Source organism: Stenotrophomonas sp. EMP41 (assembly GCF_047495535.1).
Taxonomy (GTDB): domain Bacteria; phylum Pseudomonadota; class Gammaproteobacteria; order Xanthomonadales; family Xanthomonadaceae; genus Stenotrophomonas; species Stenotrophomonas sepilia.
On sequence record NZ_CP179923.1, the window covers coordinates 1,543,983 to 1,565,454 of the forward strand.

Consider the following 21,472-nt stretch of genomic DNA (forward strand, 5'->3'; position numbering starts at 1 on the left):
CTTCCCACGATGGCAAGGTTTAGCCTGTCCGCATCCAGAAGGAAACCCGGGAATCCGATCATGAGCACGCCGCGCGCCGCTGCCGCCCCTGCCAGCCCCTCCACCATCAGCCTGCCCATCGAGGGCATGACCTGCGCCAGCTGCGTGGGCCGGGTCGAGGCAGCACTGTCCAGGGTCGAGGGCGTGGGCAGTGTCTCGGTGAATCTGGCCACCGAGCGGGCGGACATTCGCCCGTCGGGCCCGGTGGATCGCGCGGCGCTTATCCAGGCGGTGGAGCGGGTGGGCTATGACGTGCCTGCGGCTACCACCGAACTGGCGGTCGAGGGGATGACCTGCGCTTCCTGCGTGGGCCGTGTCGAACGCGCGCTGCTGGCCGTGCCGGGCGTCAGCCAGGCCAGCGTCAACCTGGCCACCGAGCGGGCCATGGTGCGTGGCATGGCGGACGTGGCTGCGCTGGTCGCAGCGATCGACAAGGCCGGCTATGACGCACGTGTGATCGAGGCGGGTGTGCAGTCCGATGATCAGGCTGCGGAAAAGAAGGATGTCGAGCGCGCCGAACTGAAGCGCGACCTGATCGTGGCCACCGCGCTGGCACTGCCGGTGTTCGTACTGGAAATGGGCTCGCACCTGATTCCCGGCATGCACGCATGGGTGATGTCCACGATCGGCATGCAGGCCAGCTGGTACCTGCAGTTCGCACTGACGCTCCTGGTGCTGGCCATCCCCGGGCGTCGCTTCTACCAGAAGGGCGTCCCCGCATTGCTGCGCCGTGCGCCGGACATGAATTCACTGGTGGCGGTGGGCACCGCTGCGGCGTTCGGCTATTCGGTGGTGGCGACGTTCCTGCCAAGGCTGCTGCCGGCCGGTACGGTGAACGTCTACTACGAAGCGGCGGCGGTGATCGTCGCGCTGATCCTGCTCGGCCGCTTCCTGGAGGCCCGGGCCAAGGGCCGCACCTCCGAAGCGATCAAGCGCCTGGTCAACCTGCAGGCCAAGGTGGCCCATGTGATCCGTGACGGCCGCGCGGTCGACATCCCGGTCAATGAAGTGCAGAGCGGCGACGTGGTGGAAGTGCGCCCGGGCGAGCGCGTCCCGGTCGACGGCGAGGTGGTTGAAGGCCGCAGCTATATCGATGAATCGATGATCAGCGGCGAGCCGATTCCGGTCGAGAAGCTGCCGGGCAGCAGCGTGGTGGGTGGCACGGTCAACCAGAAGGGCGCACTGACGGTGCGAGCCACGGCCGTGGGCGCGCAGACCCTGCTGGCGCAGATCATCCGAATGGTCGAACAGGCGCAGGGCTCGAAGCTGCCGATCCAGGCGGTGGTCGACAAGGTCACGTTGTGGTTTGTGCCCGCGGTGATGCTGGCCGCAGTGGCGACCTTCGCGGTCTGGTTGATCTTCGGGCCCTCGCCGGCACTGAGCTTCGCGCTGGTCAATGCGGTGGCGGTGCTGATCATTGCCTGCCCGTGCGCGATGGGCCTGGCCACGCCGACCTCGATCATGGTCGGAACCGGTCGTGGCGCCGAAATGGGCGTGCTGTTCCGCAAGGGTGAAGCGCTGCAGCTGTTGAAGGATGCACAGGTGGTGGCGGTGGACAAGACCGGCACGCTGACCGAAGGCCGCCCGCGCCTGACCGACTTCGAGATCACGGACGGTTACGATCGCAGCGCAGTGCTCGCGGCAGTGGCCGCGGTGGAGTCGCGCTCGGAGCATCCCATTGCCCGCGCGATTGTTGATGCTGCGACCGGGCAGGGCATCGCGTTGCCGGGCATGGTCGACTTCGAATCGGTCACCGGCATGGGCGTGCGGGCCAGTGTCGAGGGTGCACGCGTGGAGGTCGGTGCCGATCGCTTCATGCGCGACCTGGGTGTGGACATCACTGCATTCGCAGCATTGGCGGCGGAACTTGGCACGCAGGGCAAGTCACCGATGTACGTGGCCATCGATGGAAGCCTGGCCGCGATCATCGCGGTATCCGATCCGATCAAGCCGAGCACCCCGGCAGCGATCGCGGCACTGCATCGGTTGGGCCTGAAGGTGGCGATGATCACCGGCGACAACGCCGGGACCGCGCAGGCGATCGCGCGCCAGCTCGGCATCGATGAAGTGGTGGCCGAGGTGCTGCCGGAAGGCAAGGTCGAGGCCGTGCGCCGCCTCAAGGCCACGCACGGCCACGTCGCCTTCGTCGGCGACGGCATCAACGATGCGCCGGCGCTGGCCGAGGCCGATGTCGGCCTGGCCATCGGCACCGGCACCGATATCGCGGTCGAGTCGGCCGATGTGGTGCTGATGTCGGGTAGCCTGCAGGGCGTGCCCAATGCCATTGCACTATCCAAGGCAACACTGGGCAACATCCGGCAGAACCTGTTCTGGGCGTTCGCCTACAACACGGCGTTGATTCCGGTGGCGGCTGGCGTGCTGTACCCGGTCTGGGGCGTGCTGCTGTCGCCGGTGTTCGCTGCCGGTGCGATGGCGCTGTCCAGCGTGTTCGTGCTGGGCAACGCGCTGCGCCTGCGCCGCTTCCAGCCGCCGATGACGGATGCCCACGCCGCGACCCATTGAAGGAGAACCGCATGAACATCGGTGAAGCCGCCAACGCCTCCAGTGTGTCGGCGAAAATGATCCGCTACTACGAACAGATTGGCCTGATTCCTGCGGCCGATCGCACCGAGTCGGGCTACCGGGCGTACTCGCAGGCGGACATCCATCGCCTGCGTTTCATCCGCCGCGCGCGCGATCTCGGCTTCCAGGTGGCCGAAATCAGTGAACTGCTGGGCCTGTGGAACGACACCGCGCGGCACAGTGCCGACGTCAAGCACCTGGCCGAGCAGCACATCGCCGACCTGGAACAACGCATCGAGAGCATGCGGCAGATGGTCGACACGTTGAAATCGCTGATCCGTTGCTGTGCGGGCGACGAGCGCCCGGAGTGCCCGATCCTGGAGCGGTTGGGTGAAGACGATGAGGCCCCGCTGCCGGTCGATGTGGCGAAGACCGGCGCGGTGCGGCGGCGCGCGCGCAAGCGCTGAGTTTCCATGTCGCGTGCAAAAAAAACCGCCCGGTGACAGTGCACGGGGCGGGCTTCGCTGTGGCAGAAGACAGGGGATCAGGCAGTGCGCGGCGGGAAACCCGCATCGTTCAGCGCGGCGAACACCTGCTCCTGTGATGCGGTGGTCTGCACCTTGACCAGGCCGGTCGGCGGATCGGCCACCACACTGGCGTTCGGATCGATCTGCTGGATCGCGCGGGTCACGCTGCGCGCGCAGCCGCCGCAGGTCATGCCGTCAACGTGGAATTCCATCTGTAGCTCCTTCGGTGCTCGTGAGGTGGAACCAGTGTGCACCTTCCAACGATGGCAGGGTCAAGCAGGTGGCTGAACGGCGGCGCAGGCACCAATGAAAACGGCAGCCGCCTGTACCAGCGCGGCTGCCGTGGAGGACCCTTCCCGCCGGGGCGGGCAAGACTGCGCCGGGCCAGGCCCGGCGCTGCCTCAGAACTTCCAGTTCACGCCGAAGTACAGCTGGCGGCCGGCGTACAGGTTGGACAGCAGGCGGGCCTGGCTGTCGTTGCCGATGTAGCTGCGCAGCTCGGACTTGGTGGCGTTCAGTACGGCGGCGGTCACCGTCCAGTCCGGGGTGAGGTTGTAGGCCACGTTCAGGTCAAGCTGGCTGTAAGGCTTGGTGTAGGTGGTCATGCCATTGTTCAGGCCGCCGACCACTTCACCGCGACGGTTGTACGAGGCGCGCGCCAGGAACTTGTCGTTCTCGTAGAACACCGTAACGTTGGCCTGGTTCTTGGCACTGCCGACCAGCGGCGAGGAGCCGATTTCCTCGCCATCCAGCACGATCGAGGCCAGGTTGGTGTCGTTGTAGGTGTAGTTGGCCTGCACGCCCAGTCCGAAGTCGAACGTGTACTGGCCATACAGTTCCACGCCCTGCGACACGCCATCGCGGCCGTTGGCCTGGGTCTCGTACTTCTGCACGGTGACCGACTGCCCGCCCACGTTCATCTGCTGGTCGCGCACCACCGGCACGGTGAAGTTGTCCACGTTCTTGCGGAACAGCGAAACACCTGCGACCGCGCCCGGCTTGAAGTACCACTCCAGGCCCAGGTCGAACTGGACCGCCTTGAACGGTTCCAGCGCCTTGTTGCTGCCCGAGCCGTACCAGCCGGGCGTGTCGGTGCCGCCGGTGACGCGGCGGTCGTTGGCGTACTCTTCGCTGATGTAGCGCAGGCCACCGGGATAGGCGATGCTGGTGTAGCTCGGGCGCGCGACCACCTTCGATGCCGCGCCACGCAGCACCAGGTTGTCGGTGATGTCCCAGGCAATGTTGAAGCTGGGCAGCACGTCGGTATAGGTCTTCTCCAGCGACGACAGGGCATACACCTTGTCGCGCACCTGCGGGTCGGGCAGGCGGACGAAGCCACCCTGGCAGCGCAGGTTCGGGTCGGCGGCCGGATCATCGCAGCTCATCGGTGCGCCGCTGGCGTTGTCGACGAAGTAGTCGTTGAAGCGCTCGACCGAATCGCTGGACTGGGCGAACTGCTTGGTCCGCACCACGCGCACGCCGATGTTGCCGCGTACCCGCTCAGTGCGGAAGTTGGCCTGGAAGTAGCCGGAATGGATCTTCTCGTTGACGTCGTAGACGAAGTCTTCTTCGGTGCGGTTGTGCGAGCCACCGTAGGTCTTGTTCAGGTAGTCGATGTAGGCCGGGTAGTTGATGCCCGGGAACACGTTGGCGTTGAACGCGCCGGTGATGTTGCTGATCGGGTTGGACAGGAAGAAGCCCGGCTGCGCATCGCCTGCGGTCGGATCGCAACCGGCCTGGTAGCGATTGTTGTCATAGTCGGACGGATCCAGGCCCGGGCACACCCAATAGGTGTTGCCGGTGTTGCGGTGGACCTTGCCATCGCGGTACTTGGCGCCGAACTGGATCGAATCCAGCCAGCCGGCCTCGAACAGCTTGGTGACGTCGGCCTGGAAGTAGTTCTGCTTGACCTCGGTCTGCATCCACGACGAATCGGTCGAGCCGGTATCGACTTCGGCCACGCCCGCCATCAACTGCTGCTGCAGGTCGGGCGAGAACTGCACCGACGGCGTGCCGGTCAGGTCCCAGGCGGTGTACTGGTTGCCGGACTGCCACTGGTTGCCGACCTTGCGGCGCGGCTTGGCCGACATGCGGAAATTCATCGACGGACCGCCTTCGGACCAGGTGCGGCCGCCGGTGAACGAGGCCTTCCAGAGCGGGCTGATGTCCCAGTCGATGGTCAGGTCGGCGGTTTGCGACAGCGCCTTTTCCTTGCTGTAGCCGCCGGTGAGCTGCGGAGTGGGGATGGTGCAGTCGTCCGGGCCCCAGCCGCCGGGCTTGAGGCCGGCGGCCGCCGCTTCTTCTTCGCTGCAGTAGTAGGTCTTTCCGGCCAGCTTCTGGTACTGCGCGCCGGTGACGATGCTGCCACTCGGGTCGAAGTCTAGGCCGTTGAGCAGGCGGCCGCCGGCCCAGTTGCCGTCCTGGTTGTAGCGGGCCAGGTTCCACTCCGGCACCTTCAGCATGTTCTGGGTGTAGTCACCCTGCAGTTCGAAGCGGAAGTAGTTGGCCGTCATCGTGACGTTGTCGACCGGCTTGAACTGGAAGGTCAGCTGGCCGCCCTTGCGCTCGCGCTTTTCTTCCTTCACTGCGAAGTTCACCGAGGTCGGCATGAAGAATTCGCTGTAGTTCTTGCCGGCCTGGTTGTTGAAGCCGGACTGGCCCCACCAGTAGTGGATGCCGTCCTGTTCCAGCAGATTGCCGTTGGCATCGCGGGCGGTGGTGCCGTTGCCGTACCACTGGTAGTCCTCGGTGCTGGCTTCCATGGTGCGGGTGGTGCGGTTCTGCTGGGTGACGCCGACCAGTACGCCGAAGCGTTCGTCCTTGCTGTGCCAGGAGTACAGCGCCGACACCTGCGGATCGACATCGTGGCTGGTGTCGGAGGTGGTGCCCTCCAGGTTCACGTAGCCGGAGTTGGATTCCATGTCCAGCGGACGCCGGGTATGCAGGATGACCGTGCCGCCGATGCCGCCTTCGTCGATGCGCGCTTCCGGCGACTTGAACAGCTCGGCGCTGGACAGCATGTTCGACGGCAGCAGGGTGTAGTTGAAGGAGCGGGTCGCTTCGTTGTTGGTTTCCGAGGAGGCGACGAAGTTGCCGTTCAACTGGGTCAGGGTCAGGTCCGGCGCGAGGCCGCGCACGCTGACACTCTTGCCTTCGCCACCGCTGCGGGTGATGACCACGCCGGGCACGCGCTGCAGTGCGTCGGCCACGTTCTTGTCGGGGAACTTGCCAACGTCTTCGGCGGTGATCACCTCGACCACGGCGTTGGCGTCGCGCTTCTGCTCGAGGCTCTTTTCAATGGCGTAGCGGTAGCCGGTGACCTGGACGCTGTCCAGGGTGGTGGCATCCTGCCCGCCGGTGGACGTGGCCTGTTGCGCGGCGGCGCCAGCCGGAACGACGGCGGCGGCCAGGGCCAGCGCGATGGCCAGCGACAATGCGTCCTGGCCGTGCGTACGTGTTGAATGCTTCATTCCCATCTCTCCCTCTCTCCTGGATTGATCCGGTGACGTGGCACGGACAACTTGAATCGATCTAATTTGAAGTGACTTTGCGGCTGTCGCCGTGCAATGGCAGTAGCGCCGCGCGTGTGGCCTGGTACGTCCTGTTGCTGCTCCCCCAACTCCCGGCCATCGCAGTGTCGTTCTTGGATCGATCTAAGCGATGGGCGGGCGATTTTTAGCACGGGTCGTCCGTGGGCGCATGCTGCTCCGCAATATGGTACTGGCGTGGCGAAGGGATGACGGTTTGCTGAAAACAGTGAAATCGTTTTCGTGCGCAGAGGGGAGGGTGGGTCGGCAGGGCTGCGCCCTGCATCTGTGGGGTAGTGCCGGCCGCTGGCCGGCAACAGCGAAAACCAAAGCCAAAAACGGCTCTGGTTTCCTGTGGGTTGGGCGGGGCGGTGTCGGATTGCGGGGACGCCGTAAACCCGTCCATGGGGGCTTGGCCGCGGCATCCATGCCGCGGACACCCCGCAATCCGACACCGCCCCGCCTTCGACAGTTTCCCGGTGACGGTTGGACTGATCCTGGAACGACATGGGATCGTGGGGTCAGATCCGTTTTCCTTTGGAAAACGGATCTGACCCCAATCGATTTCGTTATCTGACAGAGATTCATCCACGCCTGGCGTGGATCTACCGCAGATCGCGGAGATCTGTCGAAGGCGGGGTGGGTCCGGTTGCGGGGGCGTGAGCCGCATGGGCCCGAGGCATGCCTCGGGCGGGTTGGGCAGGACGCCCAACCCTGGTCTTGCCGTGTGCGCAGGACTGCGCACACGAGCAAGCGGCGACCGAGCCTTATCTGATCGGAATCTGGCAGCGTAGGTGTCGAGAGCCGGCGTGGGCCGCCGTGTAAGCCTGGATCTCGACGATCGCCATGTAGCTTGGCGCACACGCCGGAATCTCCCTTGATCCGCCCGAACAGTTGCTGGAGCTGACACTCGCAGTGATAAGACTGGGCAAGCGGGGGAGCTCTCGACCCTTCCAGACTATACGGAGTCCGGTGATGAACGGGATCGGGATTGATGTCAGCAAGCGCCAACTGGATGTCGGTACGACGGATGGAGAGACCCTACAGGTCTGGAACAACCGCTCCGGCTTTTCTGAATTGGATGTTTGGCTGAAGAAGCGTCCGGTCAGCCAGATCGTGCTGGAAGCCACCGGCGGTTACGAGCGGCCAGTGCTGGATTTTCTGCACGCAGCGGGCCATCCGGTGGTCCGCGCCAATGCCCTGCGGGCCCGCAGGCTGGCCCAGGGGATGGGCCAGATGGCCAAGACCGACCGGTTGGATGCCTATGCATTGGCGCAGATGGCGGCCTTGGTGAAACTTCCCGCCTACCAGCCGCTGGAGCCTTGGCAGCAGAAAATGCGGGAATTCGTCCGGGCACGTCGACAGGCGATGCACGCGCTGACCATCGCGCGGCAGCAGCAGGAAATGGTCGGTGATCGTGAATTGCGCCGGCTACTGCAGGCCAACATCACCCGCTTGCAGACGCTGGTTGAACGTCTGGGAAAGCAAATTGCCGAGCAGGTTGCCCAGCAGCCTCAACTGGCTGTCCTGAAGTCGATGAAGGGCGTTGGCCCTGGCCTGCAGGCGGTATTGGCAAGCTATCTTCCCGAACTGGGGAGGATCAGTGGTAAGGCCATCGCCAGCCTGGTCGGTGTGGCCCCCATGTCCCACGACAGCGGAACCATGCGCGGCAAACGAAGCATCCATGGCGGCAGGGCCGAGATCCGCCAGGTGCTTTACATGGCCAGCATGTCGGCCATGCGGCATGAACCTCGACTGCGCGATTTCTACCAGTCGCTGCGAGCCCGGGGCAAAGAAGGAAAAGTAGCCATCGTGGCGGTGATGCGGAAAATGCTGGTGATTCTCAACGCCCGGGTGCGCGACGCTGAAAACGGGCTGGTCCCTGCCTAAGGCCAGCCAGGGCGCAGACCAAAGGCTGCCGGCCAGCGGCCGGCACTACCGTGCCCGTCTCCTGGAGGGGCCACTCCCTCCATCAACACAGTTGCTACATGGGTGAGGGCGCTTTGCTTGCGAAGCACTGCTTCGCAAGCGCCCGAACGCATAGCCGCCAGCGGCTGGGCCGGACCGCGGAGCGGGATTTACGGCGTCCCCCGCAACCGGACCTACCCCGCCATCCCACGGATCGCCGGCTTTTGCTGTTGCTTCGGCTGTTGCTTCTGAGGTTGCCGGCCAGCGGCCGGCACTACCCGGGGCAGGGCGCAGCCCTGCCGAACCCCCTCATGCTGCGCCGCAGAATGCATTCGGCTGAACCTGCGTGCTCTACTTGAATCGATCTAAATTCACGGTCTGGTGGGTCGGGCGTCATTCCAGGGGGAGCTCTCTGCAGGTCAGGGCAGGGCTCAGCGGAACGCTGCCGGACGGCCCCGGCCGTCTGCCTCCGCGCCATCGACTACAGGAACCCGACATGCGTCCAGTGCCGTCCGCTCCCGCCGTCCCATCATCCTCGCGCCCGCTGGTGCGCCTGGCCTGCCTGCTTGCGCTGTCGGCCACGCCGATGCTGTTGCAGGCTGCCCCGGTAGCGCTGGAGCGCGAGGTCAACACCTTCATCGGCAGCAAGGACGACGGCAACACGTTCCCGGGTGCGTCGGCACCGTTCGGCCTGATCCAGGTCAGCCCGATCGGCAGCCACTACTCGGGCTGGCGCTATGACGATGAGAAGATCCGCGGGTTCGGCCACTCCTTCATCTCCGGCGCGGGTTGCTGGGAACAGGGCGGCCAGGTGTCGGTGCTGCCGGTGACCGGCTCGATCGGTCCGGGCGGTGATTTCGATACCGGCAATGCCAAGCAGTTCGACCACAAGGCCTACGCATCGACCTACACCCATGACGGCGAGATCGGACAGGCCGGCTACTACAAGGTACGCCTGACCAGCTACGGCGGCATCGATGCGGAAGCCACCGCGCGCACCCGTGCCGCGGCCGAGCGCTACACCTTCAGCCAGCGCAGCGGCGATGGCCACGTCCTCGTCAATGTCGGCCAGGCCAACGAGCGCCATTCGGTGATCGGCAGCGTGGTCGATGTGGTCGGCGACCGTGTGGTGGAAGGCAAACTGGTCACCAAGAGCTTTTGTGGCGGCCACCAGTACACCACCTGGTTCCGCATCGAGTTCGACCGTCCGTTCAAGGCGCATGGCACCTGGGGTGAGGGCGGTGGCCTGCCGGGCGCGCGCCACAGCATGGAAGGCGAGCAGAAGCCGAACGGCGCCTGGCTCAGTTTCGACCTGACCAAGGGCCAGTCGGTGACGGCGGTCAGCGCCATCTCGCATGTGGACGCCGAAGGCGCGCGCACCAACCTGCGCGCAGAAGGCATGCAGAATGGGGTGCTGCTCGGCTTCGACCGCATGCGTGCGCTGTCCCAGCAGTCCTGGCGCGAGCAGCTGGGCCGGGTGCGTGTGCAGGGCGGCACTGCCGACGACCGCGCGGTGTTCTACAGCGCGGTCTACCACGCGCTGCTGCAGCCGATGACCGGCAACGACGCCGACGGCCGCTACCGTGGTTATGACGACGGTATCCACCGCGCCGATGGCTGGACCTATTACGAGTACTTCTCGCTGTGGGATACCTATCGCGCCCAGAACCAGTGGCTGACGCTGACCCGCCCGGACGTGGCGCGCGACATCGGCCGTACCCTGCTGGCGATCGACGAACAGGTCGGTTGGCTGCCGCGCTGGGGTTATGCCAACTTCGAGACCAACATCATGACCGGCGATCCGGTCACCCCGTTCATGGTCGACCTGTGGCGCTTCGGCGCGCTCCAGGGCCGTGAATCGCAGGCCTGGGATGCACTGCGCCGCAATGCCTTCGGCACGCCGCCACTGAACTCGCGCATGGCCGGACGCTCCGGCAACCCGACCTACCTGACCAAGGGCTATGTGGCCTACGACCGCGCGTTCCCGTCCAAGGGCATGGATGTCGATCCGCACCATGGTGGTTCGGCCACGCTGGAATATGCGCTGGCCGACTGCGCGCTCTCGCAGATGGCCGATGGCCTGGGCCATGCGCAGGATGCGGCGACACTGCGTGAGCGTGGCCGCAACTGGCGCAAGGTGTGGGACCCGCAGGTGCGCGATGCCGAGACTGGTTTCACCGGCTTCCCGCGCCCGCGCACCGAGGATGGCCAGTGGTACACGCCGGCCGATGGCCACTACAGTCCGCGTTCGCACCACGGTTTCCATGAGGGCACGGCGTGGCAGTACCAGTGGCTGGCGCAGCAGGACGTGCCGGGCCTGGTCGAAGCGATGGATGGCCGCGAACAGGCCGGTCGCCGCCTGGATGCGTTCTTCGCGATGGACGCGCTGCAGGCCGATCCGCTCAATGCCGCCCGCAAGGCGTGGGTGGTCGGGCCGTACAGCTACTACAACCAGTTCCGCTACAACCCGAACAACGAGCCGGACCTGCACTCGCCGTGGCTGTACACGCTGATCGGCCAGCCGTGGAAGACTGCCGCCGTGGTGCGTGCCGCGCAGCAGCTGTTCACCAATGCCCCCAATGGCGTGACCGGCAACGATGACCTCGGCACGATGTCGGCCTGGTACCTGTTCAGCGCCATCGGCGTGTACCCGGCGGTGCCGGGCAGCGGCCAGTTCCTGCTGCACACGCCGCGCTTCAGCAAGGTCGAAGTGGACATGGGCAATGGCCGCACCCTGCGCATCGACGCGCCGGGTGCCGATGGCCGCCGCCTGCAATACGTGCAGGGTGTGCGGGTCGACGGCCAGGCGCATGCACCGGTGTGGCTGGACTGGGACCGCCTGCAGCAGGGCCCGCGCCTGCAGTTCGCACTCGACGCGAAGGCGCCGGAGCAGGGCTGGGGCACCGCGGTGAAGGACCTGCCGGTGTCCTGGTGCGCGGCACCGGGCAGCCAGCTGCGCTGAGCCGGACTGTGCCGTTCGCGGTGACCCAGCGAACGGCACGGCACGACACGGCCCTGATCCATTAGGCTTGAGCCTCCAGCGGAGTCCGGGAAGACGATGAACGACAACGGCAGCAGTCCCAGCAAGCGCGCCGGCAAGGCGGTGACGGTGACCGACATCGCGCGTGCGATCGGCGTGTCACGGGCAACCGTGTCGCTGGTGCTGCGTGGCAGCCCGCTGGTCAACGTCGATACCCGGGCCAAGGTCGAGGCCGAGCTGCGCCGCCAGCGCTATGTCTACAACCGTGCGGCGGCCAACCTGCGCCGGCGCACCTCGTCGAGCATCGCGCTGGTGATCAACGATCTCTCCAACCCGTTCTTCGCCGAGTTCGCATCGGGCGTGGACGAGGCGTTGGGCGGGCGTGGCTACGTGACCCTGCTGGGCAGCACCGGAGAATCGCCGGAGCGCCAGCAGGCCGTGCTGTCCACGCTGATGGAGCACACCCCGGCCGGCCTGATCCTGTCGCCGGCCGAGGGCAGCGACACCGCACAGCTGCGGCAGGCGCTGGGTGCCAATGCCAACGTGCTGCTGTTCAACCGCGAACTGGCCGGGGCTGACTGGGACTTCCTGACCCTGGACAACCAGCACGGCGCCTATCTGGCCACGCGCCACCTGATCGAGCGCGGCCACCGCCAGATCGCCTTCTTCGGCGGCCACGCTGCATCGAGCTCGTGCCACCAGCGCCGTGCCGGTTTCCAGCAGGCGCTGGCCGAAGCGGGCCTGTCGCTGCCGCCGGGCTGGATGATCGAGTCGGCGCCGAACCGGCTGGAGGCCGCTGCGCGCACCGATGAGCTGTTTGCCGATGGCCACCGCCCGAGTGCAGCGGTCTGCTACAACGACACCGTCGCGCTCGGCCTGATGCTGGGCTTGAACTCGCGCGGCATCCGCCCGGGCGGCGACTTCGCCGTGACCGGCTTCGATGATATTTCCGAGGCGTCGGTCGCGGTGCCGCCGTTGACCACGCTCACCGCCGACCCGCGCGAGCGTGGCCGCCAGGCTGCCGCGCTGCTGCTGCAGCGGCTGGACGAACCCGACGCGCCGCCTCGGCGCACGGTCGCGCCGGTGCAGTTGCGCATCCGCGAAAGCAGTGCCGCACGACCGAACTGATTCCTTCCGCATACCCCTTCCACGCAACAACGACCTTCCGCGCATCGAGGCGCGTACCGCATGCCGATCTCCGCAACGCCCCGTCCATCGGGTTCTTCGGGCAACGCACCCGCCGTCACCAACGGCAAGGCGTTGGCTGTCGTCACCACGATCTTCTTCATGTGGGGCTTCCTGACCTGCCTCAATGACATCCTGATCCCGCACCTGAAGGCGGTGTTCGAACTGAACTACGCCAAGGCGATGCTGGTGCAGTTCACCTTCTTCGGTACTTACTTCCTGATGTCGCTGCCGGCGGGCCGCCTGGTGGCGGCGCTGGGCTACAAGAAGGGCATCGTGGCTGGCCTGGTGATCGCTGGCATTGGCGCGCTGGGCTTCTGGCCGGCGGCCGAGCTGCGCGTGTACGGCGCCTTCCTCGGTGCGTTGTTCGTACTGGCCACGGGCATTACCGTGCTGCAGGTCGCCGCCAACCCGTACGTCGCGCTGCTGGGCCCGGAACAGACCAGTTCCAGTCGCCTGACCCTGGCGCAGGCGCTGAACTCGCTGGGCACGGCCATCGCGCCGATCTTCGGCGGCATGCTGATCCTGTCCAACACGGTCAAGAGCGCTGACGACATCGCGGCGCTGCCGGCCGCCGAGCAGCTGGCCTACCGTGCCGCCGAGGCGCAGGCCGTGCAGGGACCGTACGTGGGTCTGGCGGTGGCGCTGGTGCTGCTGGCGCTGTTCGTGTTCCTGTTCCGCCTGCCGGCGCTGAGCGACGCCACCGAGCAGGCCGACCAGGGCCACCACCACAGCTACCTGGATGCGCTGCGCAAGCGCCACCTGCTGCTGGGCGTGCTGGGCATCTTCTTCTACGTCGGCGCTGAGGTGTCGATCGGCAGCTTCCTGGTCAACTACCTGTCGATGCCCAACATCGGTGGCTTCAGCGAACAGGAAGCCACGCACTACGTGTCGGCCTACTGGACGATGGCGATGATCGGCCGCTTCGCGGGCTCCGCGCTGCTGGCGCGCTTCTCGCCCAGCCGCCTGCTGGCGATCTTCGCGCTGGTCAACGTGGCGCTGCTGGTCACGACCATGCTGAGCTCCGGCAGCATCGCGCTGTACTCGGTGGTGGCGATCGGCCTGTTCAACTCGATCATGTTCCCGACCATCTTCGCGCTGAGCATCGAGCGCCTGGGGCCGCTGACCAACAAGGGCTCCAGCCTGCTGATCATGGCCATCGTCGGCGGTGCCGTGGTGCCGTACCTGCAGGGCGTCCTGGCCGACCACATCGGTGTCCAGGCCAGCTTCATCCTGCCGCTGCTGTGCTACGGCTACATCATTTTCTACGGACTGGTCGGCGCACGTACGCCGGCTTCCGCAACGCAGGGAGGCTGAGTCCGGAATGGGTGCCATCGTTTGCTTCGGCGAGATTTTGATCGATCTACTAGCGCAGCCGCCGGCCTCGGCCGATACACCGCGCGCGTTCCTGCAGTACGCCGGCGGAGCGCCGGCCAATGTCGCGGTGGCCGCCGCACGGCTGGGTGCGAAGACCCAGTTCGTCGGCACGCTGGGCCGCGACATGTTCGGCGACTTCCTGGCCGACAGCCTGGTCTCGCACGGCGTTGGCACGGACTACATCGTGCGTACCGATGCGGCCAAGACCGCACTGGCCTTCGTCGCACTGGATGCCAGCGGCGAGCGCAGCTTCAGCTTCTATCGTCCGCCGGCAGCCGACCTGCTGTTCCGTGACAGCGACTTCCAGGCTGCGTGCTTCGACGGCGCACAGTGCTTCCATGTCTGTTCCAACAGCCTGACCGAAGCGGCGATCGCCGAGGCGACCCTCGCCGGCATGGATCGCGCGCGTGCGGCTGGTGCGGTGGTCAGCCTCGACCTCAATCTGCGTCCGGCGCTGTGGCCGGCGAACGAAGACCCGACACCGCGCCTGTGGCAGGCGCTGGAACGCGCCGACCTGGTCAAGCTGTCGCGCGAGGAGCTGGACTACCTGGCCGCGCCGCTGGGTGCCGATGGCGAGGCAGCGGTACTGCGGCGCCTGCTCGCTGCTCGCGCGCGCTGGGTGATCGTCACCGACGGTGCGGCCACGCTGCACTGGTACACGCGCGACAACCACGGCACGGTCACCAGCTTCCGCGTGGCTACCGTCGACACCACGGCGGCTGGCGATGCTTTCGTCGGTGGCGTGCTGGTTGGGCTGCTGGAGCGCGGCGGCGCCGGTGCCGGTTTTGCCGCCTTCTGCCAGGACCCGGAGGCGATCACCGCCACGTTGCGCTTCGGCGCCGCCGTCGGCGCGCTGGCTGTTACCCGCAAGGGCGCGTTCGCCGCGATGCCCTCGTTCGATGAAGTGCAGCAGCTGCTGCAGGCCCAGGACATTACCGCATGAGCACCTCCCCCGACTTCCGTTCGCCCGCGTTCCTGCGCGGGCACATCGCCGATACGATGGCCTTCTACCATCCGCGCTGCATCGATCCGAACGGTGGCTTCTTCCACTACTTCCGGGACGACGGCAGCATCTACGACGCCAACCATCGCCATCTGGTGAGCAGCACGCGTTTCGTCTTCAACTACGCGATGGCCTACCGCGAATTCGGCAACGCCGAGTACCGTGAGGCGGTCGAGCACGGCGTGCGCTACCTGCGCGAGGTGCACCGCAACCCGGCCACCGGCGGTTACGCCTGGACCCTGCGCGATGGCAAGGTCGAGGATGACATGAACCACTGCTACGGCGTGGCGTTCGTGCTGTTGGCCTACAGCTGCGCACTGAAGGCCGGTCTCGAACAGGCCCGCGCATGGATGGACGAGACCTGGCAGCTGCTGGAAGCGCGCTTCTGGGAGCCGCAGCACGGCCTCTACAAGGACGAAGCCGATGGGCAGTGGAATTTCACCGGCTACCGTGGCCAGAACGCCAACATGCACATGTGCGAGGCGATGCTCGCCGCCTTCGAGGCCAGCGGCGAACAGCGCTATGTGGAGCGCGCGCTGCAGCTGGCCGACAACATGACCCGCCGCCAGGCCGCCAAGGCCGGTGGCCTGGTGTGGGAGCACTACGATTCCAACTGGGAGATCGACTGGGATTACAACCTGGACGACCCCAAGCACCTGTTCCGCCCGTGGGGCTTCCAGCCGGGCCACCAGACCGAATGGGCCAAGCTGCTGTTGATCCTGGACCGCCATGTGCAGGCCGATTGGCTGGTGCCGACCGCGCAGCACCTGTTCGACGTGGCCGTGGCGCGCAGCTGGGACGAGGCGCGGGGTGGCCTGTACTACGGTTTCGCGCCGGAATCGCGCCGGCAGCCGGGCATGGATGGCGCCCCGATCGGTGGCGACAGTTTCGTCTGCGACGACGACAAGTATTTCTGGGTGCAGGCGGAGACGCTGGCGACCGCCGCACTGATGGCCAAGCGTACCGGCGATGACCGCTATTGGCAGTGGTACCAGCGTATCTGGGCGTATTCGTGGGAACACTTCGTCGATCACCGGTACGGCGCCTGGTTCCGCATCCTCGATGCCGACAATCGCAAGTACAGCGACGAGAAGAGCCCGGCCGGCAAGGTGGATTACCACACCATGGGTGCGTGTTACGAAGTGTTGAACGTGGTGCGTTGAGGTTGGTGCGCCGGGCATGGCCCGGTGCTGCCGTGAGCTGGACTTGCAGGTAGCGCCGGGCCAAGCCCGGCGGAATAACAGGAGCATCCCGTGCATCGCTTTCCCCTCGTTGTCCGCCTGCTCCTGCTGCTGATCGCGGCGTCCGCCTTCCCGGTCGCTGCCGCGCCGCTGCAGGCACAGTGGGAGTTCCGCATGCTGCCCGGCGACGCGCAGGGCGCCGCCCACCCAGGTCTGCAGCAATGGCGGGCGGCGACGGTGCCGGGCAGCGTGCACACCGACCTGCTGGCTCACGAATTGATCCGTGATCCGTATGTCGGTGCGCCCGAGGCCGAACTGCAGTGGATCGGCCTGGCTGCCTGGGAGTACCGCGCGCGCTTCGACGTCGATGCCGCGACGCTGTCCAGGCCCAATGCCGAACTGCGCTTCGATGGGCTGGATACCTACGCCGAAGTCAGCCTCAACGGAAAGCCGCTGCTGCGCGCGGACAACGCACACCGCACGTGGCGTGCCCGGGTCGAAGGCCGCCTCCGTGCGAGCAACAATGAACTGCAGATCGTGTTCCGTTCGCCGATCCGCACCCTGCTGCCGGGCGTGCAGGCAATGCCGCACAAGATCGCTGGCAACTACCCGTCGCCGTATGGCGATGAGCCGAAGGACGCGATGGTCGGCAACTTCGCGCGCAAGCCGGCCTACCACTTCGGCTGGGACTGGGGTCCGCGCTATGTCACCGCCGGCGTCTGGCGCGGAATCGATCTGCAGGCTTGGGACGCGCACCGCCTGACCGATCTTGCGGTGCGCACGGATGCATTGAGCGCGGAGCAGGCGAAGCTGGCCGTGCTGCTGCAAGTGGAGCAGGGCGCGGCGGCGGGCTCGGCCGTGGTGAATGTGGATGTGCAGGATCCGCAGGGCCGCAACGTGGCCCAGGTGCAGCGCACGGTGCTGCTGAAGCCCGGCCAGAACAGCATCGAGGTTCCGGTTGAACTGGCCGATCCGCGGCGCTGGTGGCCAGTCGGCCACGGCGCGCAGGACCGCTACACGGTGCAGGCCCGCCTGGACCAAGGTGGCGCGCCGGAGCTGGCGCGCGAGCAGCGCATCGGGCTGCGCACGGTCGAACTGCGCCGCGAGGAAGACCGCAAGGGCGGGCAGGGCTTTGCCTTCGTCATCAACGGCGTGGAGATCTTCGCCAAGGGCGCCAACGTCATTCCGTTCGACGCCTTCCCCGCGCGCGTCGATGCCGCACGCCTGCGCCAGGTGCTGACGGCCGCGCGCGACGCCAACATGAACATGCTGCGCAACTGGGGCGGCGGCTACTACGAGGAGGACGCGTTCTTCGACATCGCCGACGAACTGGGCCTGCTGGTCTGGCAGGACTTCATGTTCGGCGGCGGCATGCAGCCGGGCTACGATCCGGCGTTTCGTGCCAGCGTGGTGGCCGAAGCACGTGACAACGTGCGCCGCCTGCGCCACCACCCCAGCATCGTGCTGTGGTGTGGCAACAACGAGGAAGAAACCGCCTGGAAGGACTGGGGCCATGGTCGCGACCTGAAGGCGGCCGACCCGGCGTTTGCAGCGGAGGTCTGGCAGGGCTATGTCGACCTGTTCGGCAACGATCTGCGCGCGGTGGTGGGCGAGGAAGGGCTGGGCGTGCCGTACTGGTCCAGTTCACCAAGCAACGATCTTGACGAAAAGGCCAACGACTCGACCCGCGGCGACAAGCACTACTGGCAGGTCTGGGGCAATCCGGCGCTGCCGGTGCAGGCCTACCTGCGTGAGACGCCGCGCTTCATGTCCGAGTACGGGCTGCAGGCGTGGCCGTCGGTGGCGACGGTGGACCAGATCGCCACCCGCGCCGAGCAGCGCATCGACAGTCCAGTGATCCGTGCGCACCAGAAGTTCATGGCTGGCGAGGGCAACAGCCGCCTGCTGCACTACATCGAGCTGGGCTACGGTACGCCGAAGGACTTCGAGGACTTCGTCTACCTCAGCCAGGTCATGCAGGCCGATGGCATCGCTCTGGCGGCACTGCACCATCGCGCCTCGCGCCCGTACACGATGGGCTCGCTGTACTGGCAGCTCAACGATGTCTGGCCCGGCGCCTCCTGGTCCAGCGTGGACTATTTCGGCCGCTGGAAGGCGCTGCACTTCGCCGCGCGGCGTTTCTTCGCGCCAGTGACGGTGGCAGCGCTGCGCGACGAGGGCAGCACGCGGGTGCGCCTGATCAACGACGGTGCCGCACTTGATGTACGCTGGCGTCTGCGGGTGATGGACGTGGAGGGCAAGGTGCTGCGTCGTCGCGAGGAAACGGTGACGTTGGCGGCGGCGGGTGTCACCTCGATGGGCGATTTCAGCGATGCAGAGCTGCTGGCCGGTGCCGACCCCACGCGTACGGTGGCGGTGTTCGAGTTGCTGCAGGACGGCAACGTGAGTGCGCGGCAGGTGGTCGGTTTCGTTGAGGCCAAGGACCAGGTGTTGCCGCGGCAGAAACTCAAGGCCACGTTGTCCATCGAAGGGGACCACTATCGTCTGCGGCTGGAAAGCGCGGCGTACGTGCGCGCGGCGTGGATCGACTTCGGCGCGCTGGATGTGCAGGTCGAAGACAATCTGCTGGACCTGTTGCCGGGCGAAACCCGCGATATCGCAGTGCGCGGCCCGGTGGATCTGGTTGCCCTGCGCGAAGCGCTGAAGGTGAAGACCCTCAACGATCGTTGAGGGGTATCGCGCTTTGGTAGGTGCCAACCAAGGTTGGCATCTACCCGGCGCTTTACAGCTGGATCTGCTGGAAATTCTCGACCCGTTCGTGGCCGTTGGCGGCCTGGCCGGTACGCGGCATCGGGTAATCATCCAGGCGATCGATCAGGCGGGTCTGCAACCCGGCTTCGCGGGCGGCATCCAGTTCTTCCACCACATCGGACAGGAACAGGATCTCGCCGGCCGGTACGCCGATGGCCTGCACGATGCGGCGGTAGCTGTCGGCCTCGCGCTTGCCGCCGATCTCGGTATCGAACCAGCCCGACACCAGTGGGCTGAGGTCACCGGCATCGCTGAAACCGAAGAACAGCTTCTGCGCCGGCACCGAACCGGAGGAGTACACGTACAGCGGCAGGCCGGAAGCGTGCCAGCCCTTCAGCACCGGCGCTACTTCCGGGTAGAAGTGCGCGGTGTAGTCGCCACGGCGGTAGCCTTCGTCCCAGATCAGTCCCTGCAGCGCCTTCAGTGCGGTGTGCTTGCGGTCCTGGTCGATCCAGCCCTGCAGCGTCTCGGCCACCAGGCTGTCCTGGCAGGCACCGCCGATCTCGGTAGCCACCGCATCCAGCCAGCGGCGGACGTCCGGCTGCTGGCCATGCTCGGCGACAAACGCGGGCAACGCCTTGCGCGCATAGGGGAACAGCACGTTCTTGACGAACGAGATGCTGCTGGTGGTGCCTTCGATGTCGGTCAGGATGACGCGGGCTTGCATGGATCAGGACGCCTGGGTGGGTACGTAACGAGGGAACTTCTGCGCGATGTCGGTGCCGGTGAAATGGCCGACCCAGCCGTCCGGCTCGGTGAAGAAGCGGATCGCCACGAAGCTGGGTTCCTCGCCCATGTCGAACCAGTGGGTGGTGCCATCGGGCACGGCGATCAGGTCGTCCTTCACGCACTCGATCTCATAGACCTTGTCACCCACGTGCAGGGTGAACAGGCCGGAGCCGGCGACGAAGAAGCGCACCTCGTCTTCCTTGTGGAAGTGCTCGTCGAGGAACTTCTTGCGCAGCTCGGCGCGGTTCGGGTTGTCCGGGGCGATCGAGGCCACGTCCACGCTCTTGAAACCGCGCTCGGCAACCAGGCGGTCGATGTCGGCGCGGTAGGCGGCGAACACTTCCTCCTGGCTGGCGCCCGGTGCGACCGGTGCGGTGGCCTGCCAGCGCTCGAAGGTGACGCCGATCTTCCGCAGCTCGGCAGCGATGACCGCGCCGTCCTGGGTGTCCAGCAGCGGCGATTCGGGGCGGGTGTCGTCGTAGATGCGCAGTCGGCTCATGGCGGCAGCTTGAACGTCTCGGGGGGAGGACAGGGTAGCAGGGTGGGGGCGAGGTGCAGATTCCGGATCGGCATCTGCACCTGCGCGCCGGTTCAGCCGCGCAGCTTGCGCAGCTCCAGTTCGCAGTGGAACAGGAACTCGAACGCTTCCAGATGGCGACGTGCCTCGGCCATGTCGCGGCCCCAGGCGTACAGGCCGTGGCCATCGATCAGATAGCCCCACAGGTTCTGCCGGTCGAGCAGGTCATCGACCTGCTTCGACAGCACGTTCATGTCCTGGGTATTGGCGAACACCGGCACCTCGATGGCCATCTCGTGGGTGCTGTTGCCGGCAAAGGCCTTCAGCAGCTCGTAGCCTTCCAGGCGGATATGACCCTGCGGCGCGTACAGGCGCGAGGCGATGGTCTGCACCGGCGAGTGCGTATGCAGCACGCAGCCGACGTCCGGGAAGCGGCGGTACAGCTGGGTGTGCAGCAGGGTCTCGGCGGACGGGCGCAGCGGACGGCCGACGGCCTGGCCGTCGAAGTCCACCACCATGATGTCGTCCTCGATCAGGCGGCCCTTGTCCTTGCCCGAGACGGTGATCGCCGCGTGGCGGTCGTCCAGGCGGTGGGAGAAGTTGCTGCTGGTGGCCGGGGTCCAGCCGGCGCGGGCCAGTTCGCGGACGTTGTCGATCAGCAGCTGGGCCAGTTCGCTCAGGCGCGCGGTGTCGTACGGGAAGGTGGGGGCGTTCATGCCGGCGATTTTACTGGATTCGGCCAACGGCTGAGCCCCTCGGGGCTGGTCGTATAGAGCGGTTCATGGGCGGGGCGGGGCAGGTGGGCCGTGCAGGGGACGCTGCAAGTACGTCCCTGTAAGCTCGATGGCGCCATCCATGGCGCCAACGCCCCTGCACGGCCCACCCGCCCCGCCTCTGACAGGTTCCGGTGTACGGCCGGCCACGCAGTGAAGAAGGAAAAGCGAAAGGCGGGTCGCGGCGCTGCGCTTGCTCGGAGCGGAGCATGGCTCCGCTCGACAGAAACATTCATTCCGGAACATTCGTTCATGAGAACGCTTCATCCACGCATGGCGTGGATCCACCGGACGCACCGGGATACTGTCAGGGGCGGGGAGGCATGGGTTCGCGGGGGTGTCCGCGGCATGGATGCCGCGGCCAAGCCTCCAGGGATGGATTCACGGCGTCCCCCGCGAACCCATGCCTCCCCGCCAAGCCCTCAGCCCAG

The 21,472-nt window shown here is 66.4% G+C and carries 14 protein-coding genes; 9 read left to right on the top strand and 5 right to left on the bottom strand.

The genetic code is table 11. The features are described 5' to 3' along the window. The first annotated feature begins 60 nt into the window (after window positions 1–60). Both ACMGRF_RS07095 and cueR read left to right on the top strand, forming a co-directional pair. On the top strand, window positions 61–2,562 hold the full coding sequence (locus ACMGRF_RS07095; RefSeq protein WP_414485763.1) for a heavy metal translocating P-type ATPase: 2,502 nt from the start codon (window positions 61–63) through the stop codon (window positions 2,560–2,562). A gap of 11 nt (window positions 2,563–2,573) precedes the next feature. Further along, window positions 2,574–3,029, top strand: coding sequence for a Cu(I)-responsive transcriptional regulator (gene cueR / locus ACMGRF_RS07100; protein WP_049413774.1), 456 nt, complete (start codon window positions 2,574–2,576; stop codon window positions 3,027–3,029). Window positions 3,030–3,106: 77 nt separating this feature from the next. Here the strand turns inward: cueR and ACMGRF_RS07105 are convergent, their stop codons facing one another. Both ACMGRF_RS07105 and ACMGRF_RS07110 read right to left on the bottom strand, forming a co-directional pair. Further along, window positions 3,107–3,301, bottom strand: coding sequence for a heavy-metal-associated domain-containing protein (locus ACMGRF_RS07105; RefSeq protein ID WP_049438338.1), 195 nt, complete (start codon window positions 3,299–3,301; stop codon window positions 3,107–3,109). 189 nt (window positions 3,302–3,490) lie between these two features. Further along, window positions 3,491–6,565 (bottom strand): TonB-dependent receptor, encoded by a 3,075-nt coding sequence (locus ACMGRF_RS07110; RefSeq protein WP_049435715.1) that lies wholly within the window; start codon window positions 6,563–6,565, stop codon window positions 3,491–3,493. A 1,026-nt stretch (window positions 6,566–7,591) separates the two neighbouring features. Between ACMGRF_RS07110 and ACMGRF_RS07115 the strand changes: the two genes are divergently transcribed. The 7 genes from ACMGRF_RS07115 to ACMGRF_RS07145 all read left to right on the top strand — a co-directional run bounded on the left by ACMGRF_RS07115 (window position 7,592) and on the right by ACMGRF_RS07145 (window position 18,941). Further along, a complete protein-coding gene (locus ACMGRF_RS07115) occupies window positions 7,592–8,506 on the top strand; it encodes an IS110 family transposase (RefSeq protein WP_049417105.1) in 915 nt (304 codons plus the stop codon). Window positions 8,507–9,020: 514 nt separating this feature from the next. Continuing rightward, complete coding sequence (locus tag ACMGRF_RS07120) at window positions 9,021–11,486, top strand: GH92 family glycosyl hydrolase (protein WP_414485764.1); 2,466 nt, start codon at window positions 9,021–9,023, stop codon at window positions 11,484–11,486. 96 nt (window positions 11,487–11,582) lie between these two features. After that, entirely contained in the window at window positions 11,583–12,632 is a 1,050-nt protein-coding gene (locus ACMGRF_RS07125) for a LacI family DNA-binding transcriptional regulator (RefSeq protein ID WP_049415183.1), read from the top strand. A gap of 60 nt (window positions 12,633–12,692) precedes the next feature. Further along, window positions 12,693–14,006 (top strand): L-fucose:H+ symporter permease, encoded by a 1,314-nt coding sequence (gene fucP / locus ACMGRF_RS07130; protein ID WP_049415184.1) that lies wholly within the window; start codon window positions 12,693–12,695, stop codon window positions 14,004–14,006. A 7-nt stretch (window positions 14,007–14,013) separates the two neighbouring features. Further along, window positions 14,014–15,009, top strand: coding sequence for a carbohydrate kinase family protein (locus tag ACMGRF_RS07135; RefSeq protein WP_049415186.1), 996 nt, complete (start codon window positions 14,014–14,016; stop codon window positions 15,007–15,009). After that, window positions 15,006–16,232 (top strand): AGE family epimerase/isomerase, encoded by a 1,227-nt coding sequence (locus ACMGRF_RS07140; protein WP_049415191.1) that lies wholly within the window; start codon window positions 15,006–15,008, stop codon window positions 16,230–16,232. Before ACMGRF_RS07135 ends, ACMGRF_RS07140 begins: the two co-directional genes overlap by 4 nt. A gap of 90 nt (window positions 16,233–16,322) precedes the next feature. Then, complete coding sequence (locus tag ACMGRF_RS07145) at window positions 16,323–18,941, top strand: beta-mannosidase (RefSeq protein ID WP_414485765.1); 2,619 nt, start codon at window positions 16,323–16,325, stop codon at window positions 18,939–18,941. 52 nt (window positions 18,942–18,993) lie between these two features. Here ACMGRF_RS07145 and mtnC read toward each other — a convergent pair whose 3' ends face one another. The 3 genes from mtnC to ACMGRF_RS07160 all read right to left on the bottom strand — a co-directional run bounded on the left by mtnC (window position 18,994) and on the right by ACMGRF_RS07160 (window position 20,984). Continuing rightward, window positions 18,994–19,689 carry an acireductone synthase gene (gene mtnC, locus ACMGRF_RS07150; protein ID WP_049415198.1) on the bottom strand — a complete coding sequence of 232 codons (696 nt, stop codon included), beginning with the start codon at window positions 19,687–19,689 and terminating at the stop codon, window positions 18,994–18,996. 3 nt (window positions 19,690–19,692) lie between these two features. Beyond that, window positions 19,693–20,250, bottom strand: coding sequence for a 1,2-dihydroxy-3-keto-5-methylthiopentene dioxygenase (locus ACMGRF_RS07155; RefSeq protein ID WP_053500751.1), 558 nt, complete (start codon window positions 20,248–20,250; stop codon window positions 19,693–19,695). Between the two features lie 92 nt (window positions 20,251–20,342). Continuing rightward, window positions 20,343–20,984: a methylthioribulose 1-phosphate dehydratase gene (locus ACMGRF_RS07160; protein WP_180880867.1), complete on the bottom strand. Its 642-nt coding sequence runs from the start codon at window positions 20,982–20,984 to the stop codon at window positions 20,343–20,345. Window positions 20,985–21,472 lie beyond the last annotated feature (488 nt).